General features: G+C 37.6%; 17 protein-coding genes. 3 read left to right on the forward strand and 14 right to left on the reverse strand.

Annotated features, from left to right (window positions below; genetic code table 11):
* Position 1 precedes the first annotated feature (1 nt).
* From AC27G3_RS08885 to AC27G3_RS08930, 10 genes are read right to left on the reverse strand one after another with little or no spacing between them, the layout of a single operon-like run.
* Positions 2-808, reverse strand: a complete 807-nt coding sequence (locus AC27G3_RS08885; RefSeq protein WP_487120761.1) for a tetratricopeptide repeat protein — start codon at positions 806-808, stop codon at positions 2-4.
* Entirely contained in the window at positions 786-4,088 is a 3,303-nt protein-coding gene (locus AC27G3_RS08890) for a tetratricopeptide repeat protein (protein ID WP_487120763.1), read from the reverse strand. Before AC27G3_RS08890 ends, AC27G3_RS08885 begins: the two co-directional genes overlap by 23 nt.
* On the reverse strand, positions 4,085-6,313 hold the full coding sequence (locus AC27G3_RS08895; RefSeq protein ID WP_487120765.1) for a tetratricopeptide repeat protein: 2,229 nt from the start codon (positions 6,311-6,313) through the stop codon (positions 4,085-4,087). The genes AC27G3_RS08890 and AC27G3_RS08895 overlap by 4 nt, the downstream gene beginning before the upstream one ends.
* Before the next feature lie 6 nt (positions 6,314-6,319).
* Positions 6,320-6,889: an AraC family transcriptional regulator gene (locus AC27G3_RS08900; protein ID WP_487120767.1), complete on the reverse strand. Its 570-nt coding sequence runs from the start codon at positions 6,887-6,889 to the stop codon at positions 6,320-6,322.
* Positions 6,890-6,935: 46 nt separating this feature from the next.
* Positions 6,936-8,093: a DUF3570 domain-containing protein gene (locus tag AC27G3_RS08905; RefSeq protein WP_487120769.1), complete on the reverse strand. Its 1,158-nt coding sequence runs from the start codon at positions 8,091-8,093 to the stop codon at positions 6,936-6,938.
* 1 nt (position 8,094) lies between these two features.
* Complete coding sequence (locus AC27G3_RS08910) at positions 8,095-8,340, reverse strand: DUF4266 domain-containing protein (RefSeq protein WP_487120771.1); 246 nt, start codon at positions 8,338-8,340, stop codon at positions 8,095-8,097.
* A 3-nt stretch (positions 8,341-8,343) separates the two neighbouring features.
* Complete coding sequence (locus AC27G3_RS08915) at positions 8,344-8,922, reverse strand: TlpA family protein disulfide reductase (RefSeq protein WP_487120773.1); 579 nt, start codon at positions 8,920-8,922, stop codon at positions 8,344-8,346.
* Between the two features lie 43 nt (positions 8,923-8,965).
* Positions 8,966-9,634: an outer membrane beta-barrel domain-containing protein gene (locus AC27G3_RS08920; RefSeq protein WP_487120775.1), complete on the reverse strand. Its 669-nt coding sequence runs from the start codon at positions 9,632-9,634 to the stop codon at positions 8,966-8,968.
* Positions 9,604-10,413, reverse strand: coding sequence for an SH3 domain-containing protein (locus AC27G3_RS08925; protein ID WP_487120777.1), 810 nt, complete (start codon positions 10,411-10,413; stop codon positions 9,604-9,606). Before AC27G3_RS08925 ends, AC27G3_RS08920 begins: the two co-directional genes overlap by 31 nt.
* Before the next feature lie 47 nt (positions 10,414-10,460).
* Positions 10,461-13,154, reverse strand: a complete 2,694-nt coding sequence (locus tag AC27G3_RS08930) for an HzsA-related protein (protein WP_487120779.1) — start codon at positions 13,152-13,154, stop codon at positions 10,461-10,463.
* A gap of 264 nt (positions 13,155-13,418) precedes the next feature.
* On the opposite strand from AC27G3_RS08930, the gene AC27G3_RS08935 reads away from it, so the two are divergent.
* The 3 genes from AC27G3_RS08935 to AC27G3_RS08945 are packed head-to-tail and all read left to right on the forward strand — an operon-like array spanning position 13,419 to position 18,784.
* Positions 13,419-14,690 carry a hypothetical protein gene (locus AC27G3_RS08935; protein ID WP_487120781.1) on the forward strand — a complete coding sequence of 424 codons (1,272 nt, stop codon included), beginning with the start codon at positions 13,419-13,421 and terminating at the stop codon, positions 14,688-14,690.
* Positions 14,690-17,191, forward strand: coding sequence for a LamG domain-containing protein (locus tag AC27G3_RS08940; protein WP_487120783.1), 2,502 nt, complete (start codon positions 14,690-14,692; stop codon positions 17,189-17,191). The genes AC27G3_RS08935 and AC27G3_RS08940 overlap by 1 nt, the downstream gene beginning before the upstream one ends.
* Positions 17,192-17,206: 15 nt before the next feature.
* Complete coding sequence (locus AC27G3_RS08945) at positions 17,207-18,784, forward strand: hypothetical protein (RefSeq protein ID WP_487120785.1); 1,578 nt, start codon at positions 17,207-17,209, stop codon at positions 18,782-18,784.
* Between the two features lie 74 nt (positions 18,785-18,858).
* Here AC27G3_RS08945 and AC27G3_RS08950 read toward each other — a convergent pair whose 3' ends face one another.
* From AC27G3_RS08950 to AC27G3_RS08965, 4 genes are all read right to left on the reverse strand, one after another.
* Positions 18,859-19,881 carry an FAD:protein FMN transferase gene (locus tag AC27G3_RS08950; protein WP_487120787.1) on the reverse strand — a complete coding sequence of 341 codons (1,023 nt, stop codon included), beginning with the start codon at positions 19,879-19,881 and terminating at the stop codon, positions 18,859-18,861.
* 55 nt (positions 19,882-19,936) lie between these two features.
* On the reverse strand, positions 19,937-20,368 hold the full coding sequence (locus AC27G3_RS08955) for a hypothetical protein (protein WP_487120789.1): 432 nt from the start codon (positions 20,366-20,368) through the stop codon (positions 19,937-19,939).
* Between the two features lie 78 nt (positions 20,369-20,446).
* Positions 20,447-21,103 (reverse strand): YehS family protein, encoded by a 657-nt coding sequence (locus tag AC27G3_RS08960; protein ID WP_487120791.1) that lies wholly within the window; start codon positions 21,101-21,103, stop codon positions 20,447-20,449.
* Between the two features lie 183 nt (positions 21,104-21,286).
* On the reverse strand, positions 21,287-21,835 hold the full coding sequence (locus AC27G3_RS08965) for a DUF2780 domain-containing protein (RefSeq protein WP_487120793.1): 549 nt from the start codon (positions 21,833-21,835) through the stop codon (positions 21,287-21,289).
* Positions 21,836-21,943: the final 108 nt, after the last annotated feature.

Genomic DNA, 21,943 nt, shown 5'->3' on the forward strand with positions numbered 1-21,943 from the left:
ATTACTTCCCTGCTCTGGCAATTTTTATATTAAGCCCGGCAATTGAGCGCTTCACTTGTTTATCGTCAGGTGATAATTGCTGGAATGATAGATAATACCTTTTAGCGTCCAATAAACGTCCACGATATAACTCTAATAACACGGCATAGTTCCAATGTACTTCAGCATAGCCTGGCCATATTTCAAGTGCTGTTAAATAACTTTGTTCCGCTTTAGTAAAATCCCCATTCAGTCTTGATAGCTGCCCTTGCACGTTATGCGCATACGGGTTTATTGGATTAACGGTTAATGCTTTATCAATTTGAAACTGTGCAATAAATTTTTTACTTTGCGCCATCGCAATAAGCGCTTTATTAACATAAACACCAGAAAGCTGAGGGTGAGAAACAATAATTTGATCTAATAGTATATTCGCCTCATCCCACTGCTTTTTATCCATTGCAGTTAAAGCTTTCTGATAATCCTTAATGATGTTGTCAGGTAAATTTGTTACTCGCTTTGCTTGTTGCTCTAAGTACAAGTTTTTCTTAGCTAAGTGCTTTGTTGAGTCAGTGACGTCAGTTAAACTGGTAGTTTCTTTGCTTGACGACTCTTGAGTATCTACCATCGCAATTAAATCATCTGAAATGGTTTTTAATTCCGTTGAATCTTGCCCCGTTTGTTTTTCATTACTGTTCACGTAGTCATTCGTTGAAGATGAACACCCAATAAATAAGGTCAGTGTAAATAATGCGAGTCCTTTCCAAAGTAGCTTTTTAATGCTTCCTTTACAGCGAGAAAATGATTTAATGAATTGATGATACAGCATGTATTACTCGCTCCTTTTTATTGTATTGAACGGGATCTAATGTCGCTAAAACAGCAAAACTTTTTGCTACCCAAGTATTAAAAACATTTTGCCAAGCGCGCTCTGCATTACTGGCATGCACTTCAATAGCTTTTTCTTCAAATGGATAGGCAATTTCTTCGAGTAAAAATTCATATTCTTCTAACGCTAATTCATCTAAATCTGTGGGTCGCTCTGATGCCATTACATCTACCGCAAGTTGACGATACATTTCGGCTAAATTAAACGTGGCGTGAGGTACAAATTCAGCTAATTGATAAGATAATAATTTTTTATAATACTGCACCGCCATTTGCATTGCTTTTTGTTTGGCTTTTAAACTATTGTTCAAAGGAATGTTAAGCTTTGTCCATTTAAACGTTTGTTGATGTGCTTTCCCAAGACCTAAGGCTGAAACAGATGCTAAATAAACAGAACGAGATAAATCATTGGCTGAAACATCCAAAGACTTTTTACCAAGTTGTGTATCGTGCGAACTAACAATTTTTCGATACCAATAGTATTGTTTATTTGCTTGATTGGTTTCTTGATAAAACTCACTTAGCTTAAACCTTACTTCTTGAGCAATAATAAAAGGTTTAGGATATTTATGTGCATAGGCTCTAAAAGTATTAATAGCTTTAGGTAGATTACCAGCTTTTACATAAAATTGTCCTGCGGTGTATTGCGCTTCTCTTCTTAGTTCTGTAGTTAACTCTGACGTTAGTTCGGTTTTTTTATTAACACGATTTTTATCAATAACATCCGATTGATTAGCTATCAGTAATAATTGTTCAGCCGCTAACTCCCATTGTTCTGTTGCTTCATAAGATTTTGCCAACTTCGCCGGTATTGATGCAGTATATTCATGATTAGGGTAGCGCTTTTTAAAAACAATTAAAGCAGAAGCTGCACGCTGCCATAGCTGTAAATCTAATAATAAATTGGCCGCATCAAACTGCCCAGTTAATGCATACGAAGATTGATTAGCGACTGAAAATATTCGTAAATATTGTTGAACTGCTTGCTCTGCGGCTTCTGTTGCGGCTTTAGCTTTAGTATCTATACTCGCTTTAGTTTGGTTTTTACTAGCAGTTGCTAATGTAAGTCCTCGTGTTAGACGCTTATATTGCTGTTGAAAACCTTGCCCTTGAAAATAAATACAAGAAGCCAATAACTCATTCATTTGGCTCCAAATTTCAGCATTTTTGTTAACATAACTTAACGCTAAAACGTAACTTGACTCTGCTGCTTGGTAGTTAGTCAATTTATAAAGTGAATTAGCTTGAAGTTGACTAACAATTTTCACTTGTTTTAATTGGGTCGCGGTTAATTTAGGTCGTTGTTTTTTTAACGCTATCGATTGAGCATCTGCGTCATAATGCGTTAAAACAAAATCACTATAATACCCAACATCATGAAAGTCTGAACGATTATAAGCATATTGCGCCCCGTGAGTTGCTAAAACGAATGCTCGCTTATCCTTTGGATAGGTCTTAATAAATAAATCATCTAAACGCGTGCGCTCTATTAATAGCGATTGGTAAGTTTTTTCATTTTCGATGCTTGGGTTGTTTTTACGACTTTGTTTGGTACTTGTTACTGATAACTGATTCACTTCTTGTTGTGACAATATTTCTCGAATCGTTAGCGTAGTTGCATAAGCAGCTTCACGTTGCAGGTTCAACTCTTTCTCAATGTTAGCTTTGTTTGTTGCTCTATCTGCACTGCTATTTGAGCCTTTACTATCTAAGCCATTAACTCTTTGTTGATAAGCAATACGTTGATAACTAATTAGCGCTTTTTCATAAGCTTGTGCTTCAAAACTCGCATCCGCATATAAGAATTCATCCGCCAATAATGACTGACTCACATTACTAATAAACACCTGAGAGCGAGGCAATTGTGCAAGTGATAAATAACGTTCTAGCCAACTTGCTGTTTCAGCAAAAGCGTCCACCCTTGGTTGACCTTTTTTGAGCGTTTGTGCGTTTGCATAAAGTCGCCTTGCGTGTTGGTAACTAAATGAAAGTAATTGCGGTAATAGTTCATCTTTTTCGGCATTACTGGCCTGTTTAAAAAACTTACTTGTTAAACCGAAGTCCATTATATAACGTTTTTTAAGGGCGATACTCTCTTGGTATTTACCTTGTTTTTTATAAAGTTCGAGTAATGCTAAAGAAAATCGAGCAGACCACAAAGTCGTTGCTGAGGCTGAATAAGACGTACCAACACTAAGCTTTTCTCTGGCGTTTATATAGGTTAAATAGGTTTTTTCTGCGTCTAGGTTTAGCGCTTTTTCAACTAAAAAGTTCGCCAAATTTTGAAATAGAATATGCTGATATAAATAAACCTGACTTGTTTTATTTGGTATTTCTTTACCAACTAACGCAAGTAATGAGGAGGACTGTTGCTGTTGGCTCAACGAAATCGTTAGAATACGTTGCGCATCAACCACTAAGTTATAATGCGGACTATTGAGTTTTTCAAAACTAAAGTCGGTAGGAGAATACTGTCTTTTACTTTCACTAACGACAGTTTCAAGCACCTGAATAAATTGACTATCTGCGTGAGTTAATTGATCTAATTTAAAATATGACCATCCTGACATATAAAGGCTATTTAAATAATATTTCTGACTGTTTTTATCACTTTTGTTTATGCTAATAACTTGTTGGTAGGCCGCTAATGCGGACGAATAATTAGCTAAATTATAATAAATTTCACCGCGCCTAAAATTCAACTCGGCAAAATATTCTGACTGAGGATATTGTGCTAATAGCGCCTCCATTACCTGCAAACTTTCATCGAGTTTACCTTGTAAGTCTAATGCTTTAGCTAGCTGATATTGAATGAGCTCATTATCAGTTCGGTTTGGATAACGAGTTAAAAGCTCTTGATACTTAACAACTAAGTTATCTACCGCCTTATCCATTTGCTCAGGCGTTACCTTATCAAAATCTATTTGTTCATAGCTTTGAGAGTCTAACTGCACTAATCGGTATTCAACATTCACACGTACTTCAGGATCAGGCGACATCACTAATATTGATTGATAAATAGCGGCAAGTTTTTCAGCGCGTTGTTGTTTTGACCATTGCGTTTCAGAGTGTTTATTTTCAGATAAGAGGACGTTAGATTGAGCATTAGCCAAATCTAATAAGGTTGAACGCTTAGGGGAATTTTGTGTCGCCTCTTCATTGTCTGTTAGCTGACAGCCTGATAAAAGCAGTAAAGTAAACAGCGTTGCTAACCTTCTCAAAGTATTGCTCCCTTAATTAGGGCTTGATCAGGAATAAGTTGTTGCTCAATTTTTTTATCTTGAATCGCCATTTGCTCTAATACTTCAGCCATCGATTTTTTCGTCTCAAGCAAGTACTCTTTTAAAAGCGCCTGTTTAATTGTAATAAACGATTGAACGTTTTTACGAATATTAATGCTAGTTTGCTTGCGCAGCTGCTTAATTGACGTCAGTGCTTTTAACAATTTATCACTTGATAATTGCTGACGCCTAGTGAACCCAGGTAAGTTACCGTTAGATTGCGCTAACACATTAAAATTGGTGAGATTTTCATTGGATTTTAACAGTAATTGGTCAAGAGTATTAAGTTGTTTTTGATGTGACCAGCTGCGTTCTGGGTATTGTTGTGCTAATTGCCATGCTAAAACACCCTTGACTCTTTTTAATCGAATTTGATAATCATCAGTGCTTTTATGCTTATTAAGAAAATCAAGACTCTTTTGGCTATTGCTAATACGCGTTAACAGTAATTGCTCTATTTCATTGGCAAACGCCTGTCCGTCATTCGCTTCTTTTGCAAGTAAAAGTGTTTGGTGTAAGTTATTTTTTCGTTCAGATAACACCTCGACCACTTGGGTATAATTTTTTTGCGCTTGAATTGATGCGATATTTTGCTTTCTTATTTGATTTAACGTTAGAGTTTGCGCTACCCAGTTATTTTTTTTCTGCAATACTTTTATATGTTCTGCTAATAAATCTAATTCAATTAAGTCGTGATACATGCCTTTAAGTTCAACACTTTGCAGAGCCTGTTGTAACCACTTATTTTGCTGAGGATTTGGTGGAGAGCTTGATGGAGAATACTGTTTGTTCGTTGATAATACCATTGAGGTATTTGTAGATTTATTGCTCTCTTTTTCACTTACGCTTGCTATATCACTATCTAATGAAAAAAGTAATAAATCGCCACTGGCGTTAAAGTTATGTTCGAACAGGGCTAATTCTTTTAATTTATTTTGAAAAAAATCGTCAGCTTTTTGATATAAAGCTAAACCTTCATCTAAACTATTTTGAGTAGTAATTTGCTCTGCCATTAACAAGCTTGATTGCCAAGCAAGATGTGAATATGAATAATTTTGTGTTAACAATTTTAGTAAACTTAACGCAACCGTATACTCTTTAATGCGTTGAGCTGAAAAAGCAAATAAAAATAAAGCCGATTCGGCATAAGGGCTATGCTCAGGAAATTCTTTTAATTCATTATATGCTGCTTGATATTTTTCTTGTTGAGCAAACATTTGAGCCAGTAACAAACGCGCGTAGTCATTTACCGCTTGATGCTGAAGCTGTGCTTGAGCATTAGTGGAGTGTCTTTCATTTTGTGGAGTGTCATTAAAAAGCGTTTGCCAAAAATTTGGCTCTTCATTTTTCCAGTGTTGGTTTTTAAGTGTCTTTAATAGCGGCTCTGCCAAAAGATATCCGTCAGACTCTCCTGATTCAATATGGCGTAATGCTTGATTCATTTGCACGTATGGCGACATTGTTTCTTCATTTTGTACAAGCGCATTACTCCCATTCTCACCACTAGCTTTGGCAAAAGGCAATAACTCAGGTTTTTCAGGCCAATAAGCAAGCTGACTAAGGCTATGATATTGCTCGTAATATATGTTAGGCACAGATTTAATTTGTTTTAAGGTCTGCTTAGCCTGTGCTTGTAAACCTTGTTCAATATATTGCTCTGAAAGTTGTAAAAGTGCGATTAACAATAACTGCTCTTGTGTTGCAATAAATGTTGCAGTAAATGCATGCTGTTTATCACCACTTTGATGCTTATTTATTGGCTGTGCATCAACTGTAAATGCTAATAGTGTTTCTCTGGCTTGTTGTTGTAAACCAACGGAAAGCTGTAAACCTGCAGAAAATAGTTGGCTTGTTGAACTAAGTGAGTTTTGTAAATTAAGTGATGAAAGCTCAGACAAACGTATTTTATTGACTTCCATTTGGCTCAACGCTTGAGCATTGTCTCCTTGAAAATAAAAGTACAATGCTTGGCGATAAAATTTATTTTCTATATTGGTTTTAATTTCAGCTGCTGAAGATGTCTCAGACAAGTTTTCTGAAGCAGAAGCAAAGACACTAAAAAGGTAAATAAATAAACAGAAAATAGCGAGCGAAGTTGTGCATACACCTTTCATTGTCTGCTTAAAATGGCACTGTTGACGTTCATCGCAATATGCTAACAACATAATGAACTATAAAACCCACTGTTCAACAGCAACATCTGCGCGATAATTCGAGGTACTGTCTTCAAGTTTCAATTCAATCATAACCGTTTCATCATCTTTTTCAAATTGATGAGTTATCGCGCGCTTAGTCGTACGTCCCTCACCATCTAAACCGGTAAATATAGCGGTCAGTTGATGCGTTCCTGTTTTAATATTACCTATATATAATCGTTGTATGCCGCCTTGCTCTAGTGCTTTACGTTGACGTTGTGTATATAAAACGCCAGCAACTTCTTTCTCATTAATTTTTAATTCAACGCTATCTAAAGTAAAAAATCGTCCGATATCAACAGATACAAAAACAGCCACTTGGGTACTGGCTGGAAACAATAAGTCTTCTTCTAAAATAAACAGTTCACGGTTTAACGCTAACACTTCACTTTTAATTTGTTCAAGTTCAGTAGCTAATGCTACATCTGACTGTGTATTATCAATATCGGCACCGTCCGCTTTATTTTCAGCATAAGTGAGCACGCTAAAGACTAAGGCAAAAAATAATATGCTCTTTATCAATGTTGAAAAAATATATGCCTTCATGGCCAAATCCTAATTACAGTTGTTATTGTTATGAAATTTACGTTTGTTAAAAGTACACACTAAAAAAAGCTCTAAAGACATTAGCAGAAAAGCCATAAAAAGGTTCAGCCCCTACGCCACCTTCTGCGGTGGGATCTCTAAAGTTGTCATAATCAAACGTAAGGTGATCCCACTGAACAGACACTTCTGAATCCCAATCGCCAATGGCGAATTGTTTAGGGAGCACATAAGTAACCCCCACCCCGAAAGTTATATCGTTATAAGCGCTGAGCTCTTTATCTCTGGCTAAGTAGTTTTGTGCATCTTGATAAGGAAATAAATCGCTATAAAAACTCGCCTGAGATTGTTGGTAATATCGCACTTTAAACTCAAGCTCCAAGGTATTCCCTAATGGATGGCGATAAGCAATTTCAACATCATTTGAGTCAATTTCCCAACTGTCGCTGAAGTGTCTCACTTGTAAAAATAGCGCTGCGCGGTACGGCAAGTAATAGCTTAGTGAGACTTTACTGGCAAAAGAGTTGCGGGTTTGTGGATAAACTTCACTTTGATAACCTACACCAGACGGTACTGAATTATCAATATAGCGCACTGTTCTGTATGGGTTATTTAAATACCCTTCATCAGCAACTGCTTCAAAGTTAATACCTAATACTAAATTTCTGGTTAGTATTTGATTAATACCTGCTTTAATTCGATATTGTTGGCTTTGCTCAGCAAAAAAATCATCGCCATTGCGACTAATTTCATTATCACTAAAGGCAACCCCTAAACTTAAATTGGTTAAATCACCAAAAGTGTCATGAGAGATATTAAAATTAAATGATTGAGCAAGAAAATCACTTTCATCACTTTGGCGAATACCTAATGAGATAACACTTTTATCGTGCAAATATTCAACACCTAACTGCCCTTCTAAGCGTTCTTCCGAATAAGGGCTTGCAGTACTTAATACATCAACAGAAGCCGAAGAAATAGTATCAACATAATAATAAGCACTGAAGGCGACAGACTCACTGGCTTTTTTACGAAGTAATATTGCTGGACCGTCAATTTTCATGCCGCCACCATCATAACTATGATAAAGCACATCAGCGCGATCGTCGTCTAGTACAGCGGCAAACGTTTGTGCAGTTAAAGATAAGCACACAAACAAAAGCACAGTATTTATATTAAAGTTTAAAGTGCTATAAATGTATTTCATGCTAGTTACAACCACAACCACCACCACCGCTATTATCTGCACCTCTGGCAGACTCTCTCGCTTCATAAACATGTGATACATGCATATTAGCAATAGGATGGCGATTAGTGCGCATAATAGGATCTGCTAGATTTTGTCGTTCATAAGGTTTTACCCAAGGCTCTACACCTAGTTGTGCGCAGCCTGTCAAAGATAAACTTAATAACAGTAAACAACATTGACTAAAAAGAGCGAATAAGCGTTTCATGAATTACTCTCTGATCAAGGCTTTTATTGCCTTAGCATATTTTTTTTCGTAACCGTCTTTAAAACCACGAAAAACATAACGAACTTTACCATCGCGATCAATAATAACGGTAGTTGGCATCGCCTCTACTTGGTAGTTAGCTGAAATGGTATTAGATTCATCAAAAAATATTGGAAACGTTAGGTCTAAGTCGGCTAAAAAATCTCGCCCTGCTTGGTTTTCTTGCTCAACATTTACGCCCCAAACAGCAGCACCTAATGGAGAGTATTTCTCATGTATGGTCTGTAAGTAAGGCATTTCTTTTCGACACGGTCCACACCAAGATGCCCAAAAATTGATAACAATAATTTGGCCTCTTTGCTCTGTTAAATTCAAATTATTACCTTGTAAATCTTTCAAAGTAAAATCTGGTGCCGTATCTCCAATACTTAATGCATTGGCATTAAAGGTAGAAAACAGCGAACTTACAACTAACAAGCTCAACAGTAGTGGTAAAAATGCAGCGTTAATACGTGTTTTTACTTTGTTCATGTTACTCACATTAATTATATTGGTGATATTAGTTATATGCGTTTTACTCATTTATCAATTCCTTTATTCATCATTACTCGATTAAGTCACACTTTTAAAAGTAAAATGAAATACCCGTGGTAAAATTCAAATTATGGGTTGTTTTTGTTTCACCGGTAATCGAAGTGTCAAATATATAATCACTCATACCAATATCCCATGCGAGATAGTCATTAATAAATACCCGATAATTAGCGCCAATATTAACGGTAAAATTATCATCGCCAGCAAATTCCGTACTACCTGCGCCAAGTTCTACTGAAAACAAACTATTAAAGGCTAAATCTCGGCCTAAAAACACTTCGCCTGGCATCAAGTTATAACCAATATTCAAACCATAAGAATTAAATTTTCTTTGTTCGTCGGTCAGTAATGGCGCGGCATTTACCAGTTTTTCAAAGCTTGTTTCTCCGCCCTTTGCATAAGCGTAAATGGCTTTTACATAAAAAAACTCAGTAATGTGATAAGCAAAATGGGCACGAACTAAACCACTACTTTCAAAGTCTTCAATTGAGATAACGCCCGCTTGTACACCAAACTCAAAATTCTCATTATCGAGTACATCGTCAAGTACGGTACGTCTTTCAACATCCGCTTTAATAACAAGTTCATTCTTGCTATTAGAATTTTCTGCCGCCCAAGTATTGATTGAACAAATACTCAATAACAAAACACCACTTAATAGCCTGAACGCTAAAAGAATACGCTGAAACCTACTTTCCATACTTTAATCTCTTCATTGTCATCTCTGTCTGTTAACGCCAGTGAATATTTATACTCAGCCCTTACTAAAAAATTACGCGCCAAATGATATTTAAAACCAATAGCAGCACTCATTAAAGTGCTCTGTCTATTTTTAGCGTCTGCTAATACACTATGAGGGGTCGTTTTTATCAATCCCCCTCCAATACCAACATACGGTATAATGAGTAATTCGGGTAAAGGTTGAGCCACCAACATTGCTTCATATAAGGTACTGTCTGAAATATCTCCCAATGCTTTACCTATACTTATTTGGGTATTAAAAACTTCAGATAAGTTATAAGCTAACGATACATCGTAATAATTAGCCCCAGAAAGATCGCCATGCATCACACCTGCTTCATAGTTTCTTGAGGCAAAATCATTCGTTGTGACCTCACTTTGCGCTATGTTATTACCTGCTTGGCTTAAACCAAATAAAGACTGCTCAGGCAACCAGCCTTCATTACCTCTTTTATCTTTCACTTTAAGCCATGACGTTCTTTTAATAACAACGCTGACTGACTCGCCTTTTTCAACAATATGTAAAACTGGATAACCAATGCCGGGCCCCGAAAAAAGTTCAACATAAGGGACTTCTATTCTTAAAGAAACAGCTTTTAATGAGGCAGTTTCGTCATCTGCAGCAATAACAGAGAAGTTAAAAATAAGACCACAGAACACCATCAATGCATACAGTAAAGTGGTGAGTGCATTGCATTGATAACAACCTTTATTTTTTGATAAAATTTTTGTCTTCAACTTATTTAGTCAACTTTTTAGTTTTCAATTTAGTCAGTTATCTTCAACTAATCTTGTTCATAAAATGGCGTATTATAATATTGTGCGCCAATATCTAGCCACTCGCTGAGTAACTTTAATTCGTCATTAGTCAGCATATTTTGGTGGTTTACGCTGCCATTATTCACTTGATAAAACAAATCAAAAAATCGCGCACTAGCACGAGCACCATTAGTCGATAAAATATTTCTGACATTCACTGTCGTTAATACTGCAATAGGCAAACCTTCAGCATCTAGAATTAATTCACCTTCGCTATCTACTTCATAAACAACATTGCCATTTTCATCGGTGACTTCGATTAACTTATTCACTAAAATACCGTTAATAATTTCTTGTTCCACATCATTAAAAAACAATTCTCTATAACTAGTGAAGTGAGCCGCTTGATCTGCTGAAGTACTTGGGGATAAACTTAATTGCCCCGCAGGTACTTGTGCAAGCCCGTCAATATCGAGTGGTTGATGACAATTAACGCAAGTATTGTCTTGTAATAACGCCTCGGTTTCAACGTCAAATACTTGCCTTGTTAATTCCCATAATGGTTGAATATGTTCTTGGTAGTTAATTTGAATTCGGCAATACGCGTTCCAATTATTAAAACATTCGCTACCATTAGGTGCTTTACTATTAAGCGCTGCATAGCTGAAATTAACATCTGGGTTAACTTGAGATACCTCAGAGTTCGTCCAAATATCTTTATAATTAATATCCGCACTCAGTTGCGGTAAACCATTCACCATTTCATCTGCTTGCGCCATGGTTTGCCCTTGTTCAGGGATAATCAGCGCACTTGTATTAGGATAAGGTGATCCGCCTATGGTAGCGCCTGAATTAATACTAAGCGCTTGTGCCGCTAGTCTGCCATGAGGCAGTTCGCTATTTGAAGTATGACAACCTGTACATTCAAGGGTTTCACCTGCTTGTAAGGTTATCCATTGACGATGTCGACCACCAATTCTTTGTCCCTTTTCATCTAAGACACTGAGTGCAAATGGCACATTGGCTGGCACTTTAACTTTCACTGAACCGTCTGGTTGAATAGGCGTATAACCAAGAATTTCACGCATTAATTGATTATTACTGCGACCAAAATCAGTATTGGGAACTTGTCTTACTGAACGTGGCGGCATTGGTACGCCACGTATTATACGAAGAAATCGTGCAGGTAATGCATTAGCAGGTGTTATTAGCGGATCTCTTAATTGCTCGATTCCTTGTGCGTTACCGTTGTTAATTGAACTGTCAACCCCATCAAAATCATAAACACTGCGAATATGTATCGCGGCAGATTGCTGATTAACAAGTTCTGCATCTAATGCATTACCCACCGTTTTATCGGCAACAAACTCACTCGGTACTAACGCAGGCTGCATTACAATAGCTTCGGTCAGCATTTTTCCTTGCAAAGTTTTAGCAACAAGCTGCTGCGTATTACTTTGTTTATTTAACAACCATAATTCAAATAACGGAGGTGCAGCCACCAAATCCTCATTAGAAAACTCCTCATCCGTTAATTGACCACAAGCTCTGATCAAATCATCAATCACTACGCGGCATAAGTCCCAACTAATTAAATAACGTTCGCTGGTGTCAGGTAAAGGAAATACATGACTTAATCGCCCAGATAATGAGAGTTTGTCAGAAAAATTAAAGTCAAATTCAGTATCAGCAAATAAACTAGACATTGCAGTAGCACTTGTTTCGCCTTCAATTATAGACTGGTTCTCATCAATAAAGTCGTCAATATTAATAATCACAGGGCTTTTTTGATATGAAGGTGTTTGTGATGAGGAGAGCAGTAATAAAATATCGCCATTTGGTAATTGTTGCGGTTTAATTAACTCAATATTTTCTGTTTCATCGTTTATCGTCGTTTGATGAGAATGCCAGCCATAAACAAGTTCATTATCGGTGCCATCTGGATTCATACGGTATAAGTTAATTTGTTGATTACCGCCCATCGCATCCCAGCGACTATATAAAATACGACCATCTTGAAGAACTAAAGGGTAAAAATCATGGCTTAAATTAAAGGTTAGCTGTTTAATATTACTACCGTCGGCGTTCATTATATGAAGATTAAATACGCTGTCTTGGTTTCTTTCATTTACGGTTGAATACTGAGGTTTACCTTCATCAAGTAATATAGCTCTGGAAAGGCGTTGTCTTGTAGAAGCAAAAATAATACGACCATCAGGTAGAAAAGACGCCATAAGATCATCACCTTGCTCGGCAATAAGATCACTGGTAATAATGCGGTTAAATTGTTGACTTGCTAATTGATAATGCCAAATATTCCACTTAGGCTGTTCATCATCGTTGGCATTTTCAATTTCGGGGGCGCGAATAGACACTAAAAATTGTTGGCCGTCATCAGAGACTTTTAAATCTCGAATATCAATTTTTTCATCATCAGAAAAATATAATGACGTTAAATTAGTTTGAGGAGAATCGGCGAATGCGTTTTTTTTGACAATCAGTGACGCACCTGGATTAAAAATAATCGGTTCGTAAGCTGAAAACTCTACAGGAGTTACCTCATCGTCAATCCCTGTGTTAATTTCCCTTTCTATGTAGACAACTGGGAATTCAACTAATACAGGATCAACTTTCTCAACACTTTGTAATGACTCTGTTTTACATCCGGTTAACAGAAGTATAACAAGAGCAAACCCGCTACAACATAACTTCGGATCCATGCCACCATTTCCTCGACGTTTATTGATTACAACAAAAGCAAGTTCGCTTAACTGTATAATTATTGAACAAGTACAATATTTTAGTGATTGACATTATTATCGTCGAGTCGCAGAATTGCAAGACTTAAAAGTAAGCGCTTAATTTTTAATTGTATAATTTTTTAATTATTACTCCATTAAAACAAAACAGCTAAAAAACAGCAGTAATTTGATTTAATTAACTTATTTTTACAAATTCAAACTAACCATCTTCAAGGAGATTGTATGAGGATGTTTTCAGCGATGTGTCAAATAATAACATTATGGGGCAATACCCTCAGGTTCTTTCTGCCAATTAAACATATAAGAGCTGCGCTACTTTTTCCTTTATTTTTCGTTATTTCATTTTCCAGTTATGGCTCAACACTTGAACAAGCGAAGCAGTTACACGATCGTATTGCGGGTGTACCAGCATCAAGCACTATGTTAACAGAAATGAAAACACTACTCGATAATGGGCAAGCCATTGAAGCAGCTTATAAAGCCATGGAATCTCCTGCTTTTTACTCTACAACATTAAAGATATTTGCAACGCCTTGGACAAATAAAGAGCAAGACATATTCTTTGAATTAAACGATTACAGCGCAACTGTTATTGGCATGGTACGAGACGACATCGATTTTAGACAGTTGCTGCAAGCAAACATTACTTATTTAGGCAGTGACGATTTAGGACTACCAGCTTATAGCAACAATAATAATGCGCATTATTTAGCGCTAGAATCACAATTTATTAATTTAGCAGACCATTTAGTTTCGCAAAGCCAGTCGAGTTTAAATGGACTCCCAGCTACTGCCACCGCAGGCGTTTTAACCAGTAGAGCCGCGGCAAAAGCTTTTTTCTATTTAGGCACCAACAGAGCCATGTTGCGATTTACCTTAATGAATCATTTATGTACAGATTTAGAGCCTTTAAAAGATACCACGCTATCGCCTGATAGAATAAGGCAAGATGTAAGTCGAAGTCCTGGTGGTGATAGTCGATTATTTATCAATAACTGTTTGGGCTGTCATACCGGCATGGACCCACTTGCTCAAGCCTTTGCTTATTATGATTATGACTTTGATCAAGATAATGATCCCTCAGGAGAGTCTGGTGCGATCGGCTACAATCAACAAGGCATAATAGATTCTGTAACAGGTACGCGCGTTCAAGCTAAATATCACAATAACTCAACCACATTCCCCTACGGTTTTGTTACTCCTGACGATCAATGGCAAAATTATTGGCGTGAAGGCGCTAACCAAAGATTAGGATGGGATCCTTCCATTAGTGGTAAAGGCGCAGGAGCAAAATCTTTAGGGCAAGAGCTCGCTAACAGCCAAGCATTTGCGCAATGCCAAGTGAAAAAAGTATTTAATACCGTTTGCCTTCGTGATGCTGAAACAGCCGAAGATTTAACGCAAATTGCCAATTCCACAGAATCTTTTAAACAACATTCTTATCAACTCAAGCGTGTATTTGCTGAAGTTGGTAACTATTGTATGAGCGAATAATGATGATTTTATTTAATCGCTTTATCGATAACACTATCAGTAAAATATTGGCGACCAACTTTTCAACACCACAGGTTAATCTTGCATTCTTCTTGTTAGTGCTTTTGTTAGTGCTTGCAGGTTGTGGAGGCGCTGAAGTAGAGTCAAAACCGCCAAGCCAACAAGATAATCAATCAACCACTTATACTGGCCCAGCTCCTTTAACCCAAGATATTCAAAAATATAAAACAGCGCTTTGGGATAATATTTCAACCAGTGACAAATGCGGAACTTGTCATACTGAAGGCGAGCAATCGCCCTATTTCGCCAGTAGAAATGATGTGAATGACGCTTATGCTGCCACCAACCCTTTAGTCAATTTAGCTAATCCTGAGCAATCGCGCCTTGTAGAAAAAGTTGCTAACGGCCATAACTGTTGGCTAGACAGTGACTCTGCTTGTGGAGAAACTATGCAGCAGTGGATAAAACTCTGGTCAGACGAAAGAGTCAGCACTGCCAATACGATAGATTTATCACCACCGGTTATAAGAACGCCCGGCAGCAGTAAGAATTTTCCCGACGATGTAAACGCTTATTCCACTCATGTTTACCCATTGGTAACGACTTATTGTGCCGCTTGTCATAATGAAACATCTACCTTTGCGCAATCCCCTTTTTTTGCAAGCGCTGATATCGATAAAGCCTATCAAGCAGCCAAACAGGTTATTAACCTCGATGATCCTGAAAAATCTCGACTTGTGGTGCGGTTAGGCAGTGAATTTCATAATTGTTGGAGCAACTGTCAAGACAACAGTAATGAAATGCAAACAGCAATCACCGCCCTGAGTGAAGAGATCCCCCTTGATGAAATTTCTCCTCAAATGGTGGTGTCAAAATCATTATTACTCACCGACGGCATTGTTGCTTCTAGCGGCGGTCGTTACGAAACTGATGTTATTGCGCTGTATCAATTTAAAACAGGTGAAGGCAATATCGCCTATGATACTTCGGGCATCTCCCCTGCCGCTAATTTAAGCTTAACCGGAGATATAGACTGGTTAGGCAGTTGGGGACTCTCTTTTACTAACGGTAAAGCGCAAGCAAGTACCGCGAACAGTAAAAAACTTCATGATTTGATCACCTCTACTGGCGAATTTTCTATCGAAGCTTGGCTTACTCCTAATAATGTAGTGCAAGAAGGCCCTGCAAGAATTATTACCTATTCAGCCGGAGATACAGAGCGCAACTTTACCTTAGGGCAAACTCAGTACAATTATAACTTTTTATTGCGCAATGAAAGCAGTAGCATTAATGGTGAACCTGCGTTATCTACGCCTGATGCTGAAGAAGTGCTACAAGCAACGCTTCAACATGTGGTACTCACTTACGATCCAACCAATGGGCGACAACTTTATGTTAATTCAAAGCTTATTGAGGTCAATGATGATGAAATATCGCCACTTGCTTCATGGGACGACAGTTTTGCGTTAATTTTGGGGAAAGAAGCCTCAAACAATCATACTTGGCAAGGAAACATTCAATTACTCGCCGTTTATAATCGAGCGTTAGCGCAAAACCACATTGTGCAAAATTTTGAGGTAGGTGTGGGTGAAAAATTCTTTTTATTGTTTTCAATCGGCGAACTTATCGATTTGGCTAACACTTATGTTTTATTTGAAGTAAGCCAATTCGACAATTACAGTTATTTATTCACCAACCCAAATGTGGTTAATTTAGACGGATTAACACCTTCTGCAAACGTCTCAATAAAAGGCTTACGCATAGGGTTAAATGGTAAAGAAAGCATTCAAGGGCAAGCATATAGCCACTTAGAACAATCAATCGCGAGTGGCCAAAATTTAACAGAAATGTTACCGCTCTCTCCTTTAGGCACCATTATTGGATTAGAAAAAGGCGCTAATTTAGATGAGTTTTTCTTATCATTTGAGCAATTAGGCCAACATCTCAATGCAAGAATCTCTGGCGATATTATTATCACCGATGAAGTGCCTGCAAGTACGCAAAGCGCCAAAATTGGCTTACGAAATTTTTCAGAAATTAACGCCAGCATGAGCGTATTAACAAGAGTGCCGCAAGCGTCAGTAAAAGTGGCGCAAACCTATCAATTAGTTCAAAGGCAATTGCCAAGTAATGAAGATATTGAAACCTTTATTTCAGCACAACAAATGGGCATTACCCAACTTGCCATAGCCTATTGCGATAGCGCCCTTGAAAACAGCGAATTACGTACTGAATGGTTTCCTAATGTTGATTTTACTCAGCAACCTAACGTTGCACTAAACACTGAAGGCAGAAGCCAATTACTTAATCCCCTGTTAGCACAATTAATGCCGTTAAATTTAACTAACCAACCTAACAAAACAGTGGTTTATAACGAACTCGACAACTTAATCACTCGGTTATCGGCTTGCGGCGATACTTGTGGAGTTGAACGCACAGCCACCATTGCAAAAGCAAGTTGTGCGTCGGTATTAGCCAGTGCAGTGATGTTAATTCAATAAGCTTAGGAGAATAATATGAGAAAAAACAAACATTTTGATCTAAACAGCCCTTTGCTTTTTGGCGATCATCCTAAATTAATGACCCGTCGAGATTTTATCGCCTCAGGGCTTAAAACAGGCGGACATGCAGTGGCTGGCTTGTCATTACTGAATATGTTTGCAAATCCGAATAAAGCCCATGCCACGCTTTCTCCAGACTTAGAAGCTCTGCGAGACTCTTGCGGTATTAGCGTACAAGGCGCAGGTAAAATTCCATTTATCAGTTTTGATTTAGCCGGTGGCGCTAATATTTCTGGTTCAAATGTATTGGTGGGCGGCGCAGGTGGACAACTAGATTTTTTATCGACTGCAGGTTATAACAAACTTGGTTTACCTGGCGATATGACCCCTTCTATTGCCAATCCCGTTAGCGGACTGTCCGACTTTATTAATACAGATATTGGTTTGGCTTTTCATTCTGATTCTGCTTTTTTACGCGGTATTTTAGAAAAAGTATCACCTGAAACTGCGAGTAAAATAAATGGTGCGGTAATACCTAATCGCTCTGACAATGACACCAGTAATAATCCACACAATCCTATGTATGCGATTGCTGCAGCAGGTGCTGACGGCTCTTTAATGCCCCTTATAGGTTCGAGAAATACCCACTCTGGCGGTAACTCAATGGCGCCAACAAGTTTTATTGATTTAAGTAAACGTCCCACCAAAATAGATAGAGCTACCGATGTAACAGGTTTAGTGGATGTTGGCGATTTATTTAACTTACTATCGCAAAGTGATGCGGTTGCGGTAATGGAGAGTATTCAACGGGTAAGCGCTCAAAAAATGGCGACCGTAAATACCCAAGTAACTCGCGACGATGTCATTAAAGATCTAATCAATTGTGGTTATGTTAAAAGTGCTGATATCGCTGACAGATTTGGCGATCCTTCTACGCTTAATCCGGTATTAGATCCTGACATTGTTGGCCCTGGTGGCATTTTTACCTTAAATGAATTTGACGGTGAAAGAGAATTCCAAAAAACCGCTTCGATTATGAAGCTTGTCGTTAACGGATTCTCAGGTGCAGGTACTGTTACTATGGGCGGTTTCGACTATCATACTGGCGATCGCGGTACAGGAGAATTAAGAGATTTACGTGCTGGGCGCTGTATGGGCGCTTGTCTTGAATATGCCGCTCGAAAAAATATGCCGCTAATGATGTACGTTTTTAGTGATGGCTCTGTGGCTAGTAATGGCCGAATTGATGACTCTGCTGAAGGTCGAGGAAAAGGCGAATGGACAGGGGATAATTCATCCACTGGCGCTTCATTTTTCTTAGTGTTTAATCCTACAGGAAAACCTCAACTAATGGGTAGCAATGACGACCAAATGGCTATGAACCAACAAATAGGCTTTATGCGCCCTGATGCCTCGGTAGAAACAGCGTCGGCGCCATCAGCTAATAACGTTAACTTATTAGTAGAAACGGTATTACTTAACTATATGGCACTACATGGTGAGCAAAACCAGTTTACTAACATAGTGCCCGGACAAGGTTTAGGTAATTCAGTAATGTTAGACTCATTAACGGCTTTTCAACCGATTGTATAGCTGATTGATTAACTGATTAGTTTACTGATGAGTTTAACCGCTATTTGAAGCTAATAGACTGGCGATACTGAAAATTAGTTCTGTTGTAAACCACTAGAGAAGTGCATGGTTTGTTGGCTATCAATAATCACTGCCTCATAGTCAGGCAGTTGATTAATGAATGTCATGCCTGATGATAACCCCATAACAAAAATGGTTGTGGATAATGCGTCAACAACCGTTGCATCTTTACCAATAATGGAAACACTCACAACTTTACGTGCTGAATCTCCTGTTTTAGGGTTAATAATATGATGATAACGCACACCATCTTCCATAAAATATCGCTCATAATCTCCAGACGTTGATATCGCTTCATTAATTAACGGTAGGTGAACCGCAGATTTATGCTCTGCTCTTGGGTGTTTAATTCCTACTAGCCAAGGTCTTCCTAGGCGATCACCAATCAAACCTGTATCACCACCAGCACTTACTAAAGCGTGTTCAACACCTGCATTAGCTAAAATATTAAGGCATTGTTTAACGGCATAACCTTTGGCAATACCGCCCAAATCAATTTTAATATCACTATGATTAAAACTTACGGTATTATTGGCTTTATCTAAAATTACCCCAGAATAGTCAATAGCCGTTAATGATTGTGCAATATGTTTTTGATCGGGTCTTTTATTCGCTCGATAATCGTATTGATAACCAACAGAGGCGTAGGTAATATCGAAAGCCCCTTCACTTAACACTGAAATTTTATGAGCGGTGGATAACAACTCAAAAAGCTCGGGAGATATTTTCACGGGAGTTTTACTGGCTTGATTATTAATAGCACTTAATAAACTTTGCGGTTTATAGGGGCTCATCTCTTTATCAATACGGTGCATTTCATCTTTAACTGCTTGAATTAGCCGTTGAGCTTTGGCGTTTTGATGTGCTCTATCTCTATCGTTCTCTTTTTTGCTTTCGCTTTGAGTACTTAACCAGAACTCAACATTTGCTTGAGTACCCATGACCTTATAACTTTCTTGATACCACTGAGAAAAGGCTGATGTTGAAAAAAGTAAAAGCGATAAAAGAGCACTGATTATTTTAAGATTAATTTTCATTTAACTCACAAAGCTAAAGCAACTAGCTACAACAACTTACAACGACCGACACAAACTAACTTATCCACTGATTAATTTGTGACTTCTTCGCTATTAATAATAAAGCAACCGCCCAAGTAGCAACCATAATAGGCATAACTAAACCCCCTAGACCATACACATCAAATGAAGGAATAATAAAAAAAGCGTGGAACATTTGAATACCTAAGCCTACTAATGAAACAGTAAACAATAACACCGCCATTGATTTTTTCATTAGCAACGCCACACAACCTAAACTGCCACCGAATACGGCACAAGCAAAAGCAATAGTTGCCCATAAAGGGGTGTTTGCATATAAATTTTGTTCCGCTGGAGGCATTAACGCTATCGTTTCTGCTGACATGGTTGTTCGAGCAACAAAAGCCATCACCCCTAATAAATTCCAAATGAGTGAAACAATAGCAAACGTTTTAAACCATGACGGTAACTTAGATTGTTCAGACATAAACACCTCTTTTTTCTTATTAGTTAAATTATTTTTAATAATCTAACTATTTATATGCGTGTTAATCAGTTATAGCGCTTATTTCTTTTTTCCCCAAATTTGTTCAGGCTTTAATTTTAATACTTTACGTTCCGACTTAGGTTTTTCTTCAATGGTTCGATTAGGGTTAACATAAATTTTGCTGGCATTAGGTTTAGCTGAACCGTAGGTTTTTTTAGGGCTGTCTTTTTGTTCGTAATCGGCTGAGTCTTTAGGTGGAGCTGTTTTTGCTCTGCGTTTTACATGATATAGATGATCTAAACCTTGTAAAAAATTCCGTAAAAACTGATCTTTACATTCACGATAATGTTGATGATTAGGTTTACGTGAAAAAGCACTTAACTCAGGTTTACTCACGGTTAAATTTTCTTTAGCAAATAACTCAATAATATCTTCAGACTTTAAGTTAAAGGCAATTTTTAACTTAGTTAGAATAATATTATTGTTTAGGCGCGTTTCAGGAGGATGCTGTGGACCTGGTTTTTTGCCGCGTTTTTCATTAATTAAACCATTTAAAAACACCGCTAACTGTTTATCAAAACATTTCACATAATCAGCATCGTCATCTTTTTTTAACCAGTTACTTACCTGCTCTCTGGTTACTTCAAGTTCAGCTGAAGCAAAAATAGCGATCATTTTTTGATCGTTATAATTAAAGATGTAGCGTATACGGCGTAAAATGTCGTTGTTAGTCAAAGGGATGTCCTAATGTGTAAATAAAAGTAATTTGAAGCTTGTGGTATTTTAACAGAGATTTACCTGAGTTATCGCTAGTATTCGCATCTATGAATAAATTAGATACAAAAAAACCAAAGCTTTCACTACTTTGGTTTTGTTTTTTTATTAATACCTGTCGTACTAATGTTTATATTGTCTAATTTATAAAAACTTTAAGCCTTGCTTTAATAAGCCTGCCGCTTCACCGTAACCGTTATTTTCTAAATAGCCGGTTACCGTATTCATCATTGCTGGAATTTGATCTTTTGATATGCCTAACTTATCAAATGCTGAGTTTAAATAATCGAGACCTGCCGCAGCTTTTCCTGAATCGCCTGCTTTGCCTAACATAGACGTTAATGAAGAGCTTGAAACGCTAGGAGCTTTCGAGATATAGCTCCCCATATCTGGAACGGCTTTACTGATAATATCAAAATTGTCTTGGCTTAAATTATCTTTTGCTACTTTAAACAAAGAGCCTAGGCCAGCGCTTACCGTACTTTCAGACATGCCTAATTGCTCGGCAGCAAAACTTGTCAGCGCATTGCTTTGCATATCTTTGCTTGCATTGGCTTCGCTTTTTGTTGTTAAACTATTTAAAGACTTCGTAAAATCGTTCGCGTAAACAGGCGTAGTGCTAGCCACTAGAACTGACGCGGCTACGATTGAAGGCACTAGAATTGAAGGCGTAAATAAAAAAGATAATTTCATTTGGGTATTTTCCTTAATTAAAAATTGAAGTATGCAAAGTAATGCTGAGTTAGTAAGAGTTTACAATGTTCCCTCACCAGTGTAACTACTAATTTTATGCTGCACCTA

It is taken from the genome of Colwellia sp. SU-HH01217 (genome assembly GCF_057543495.1).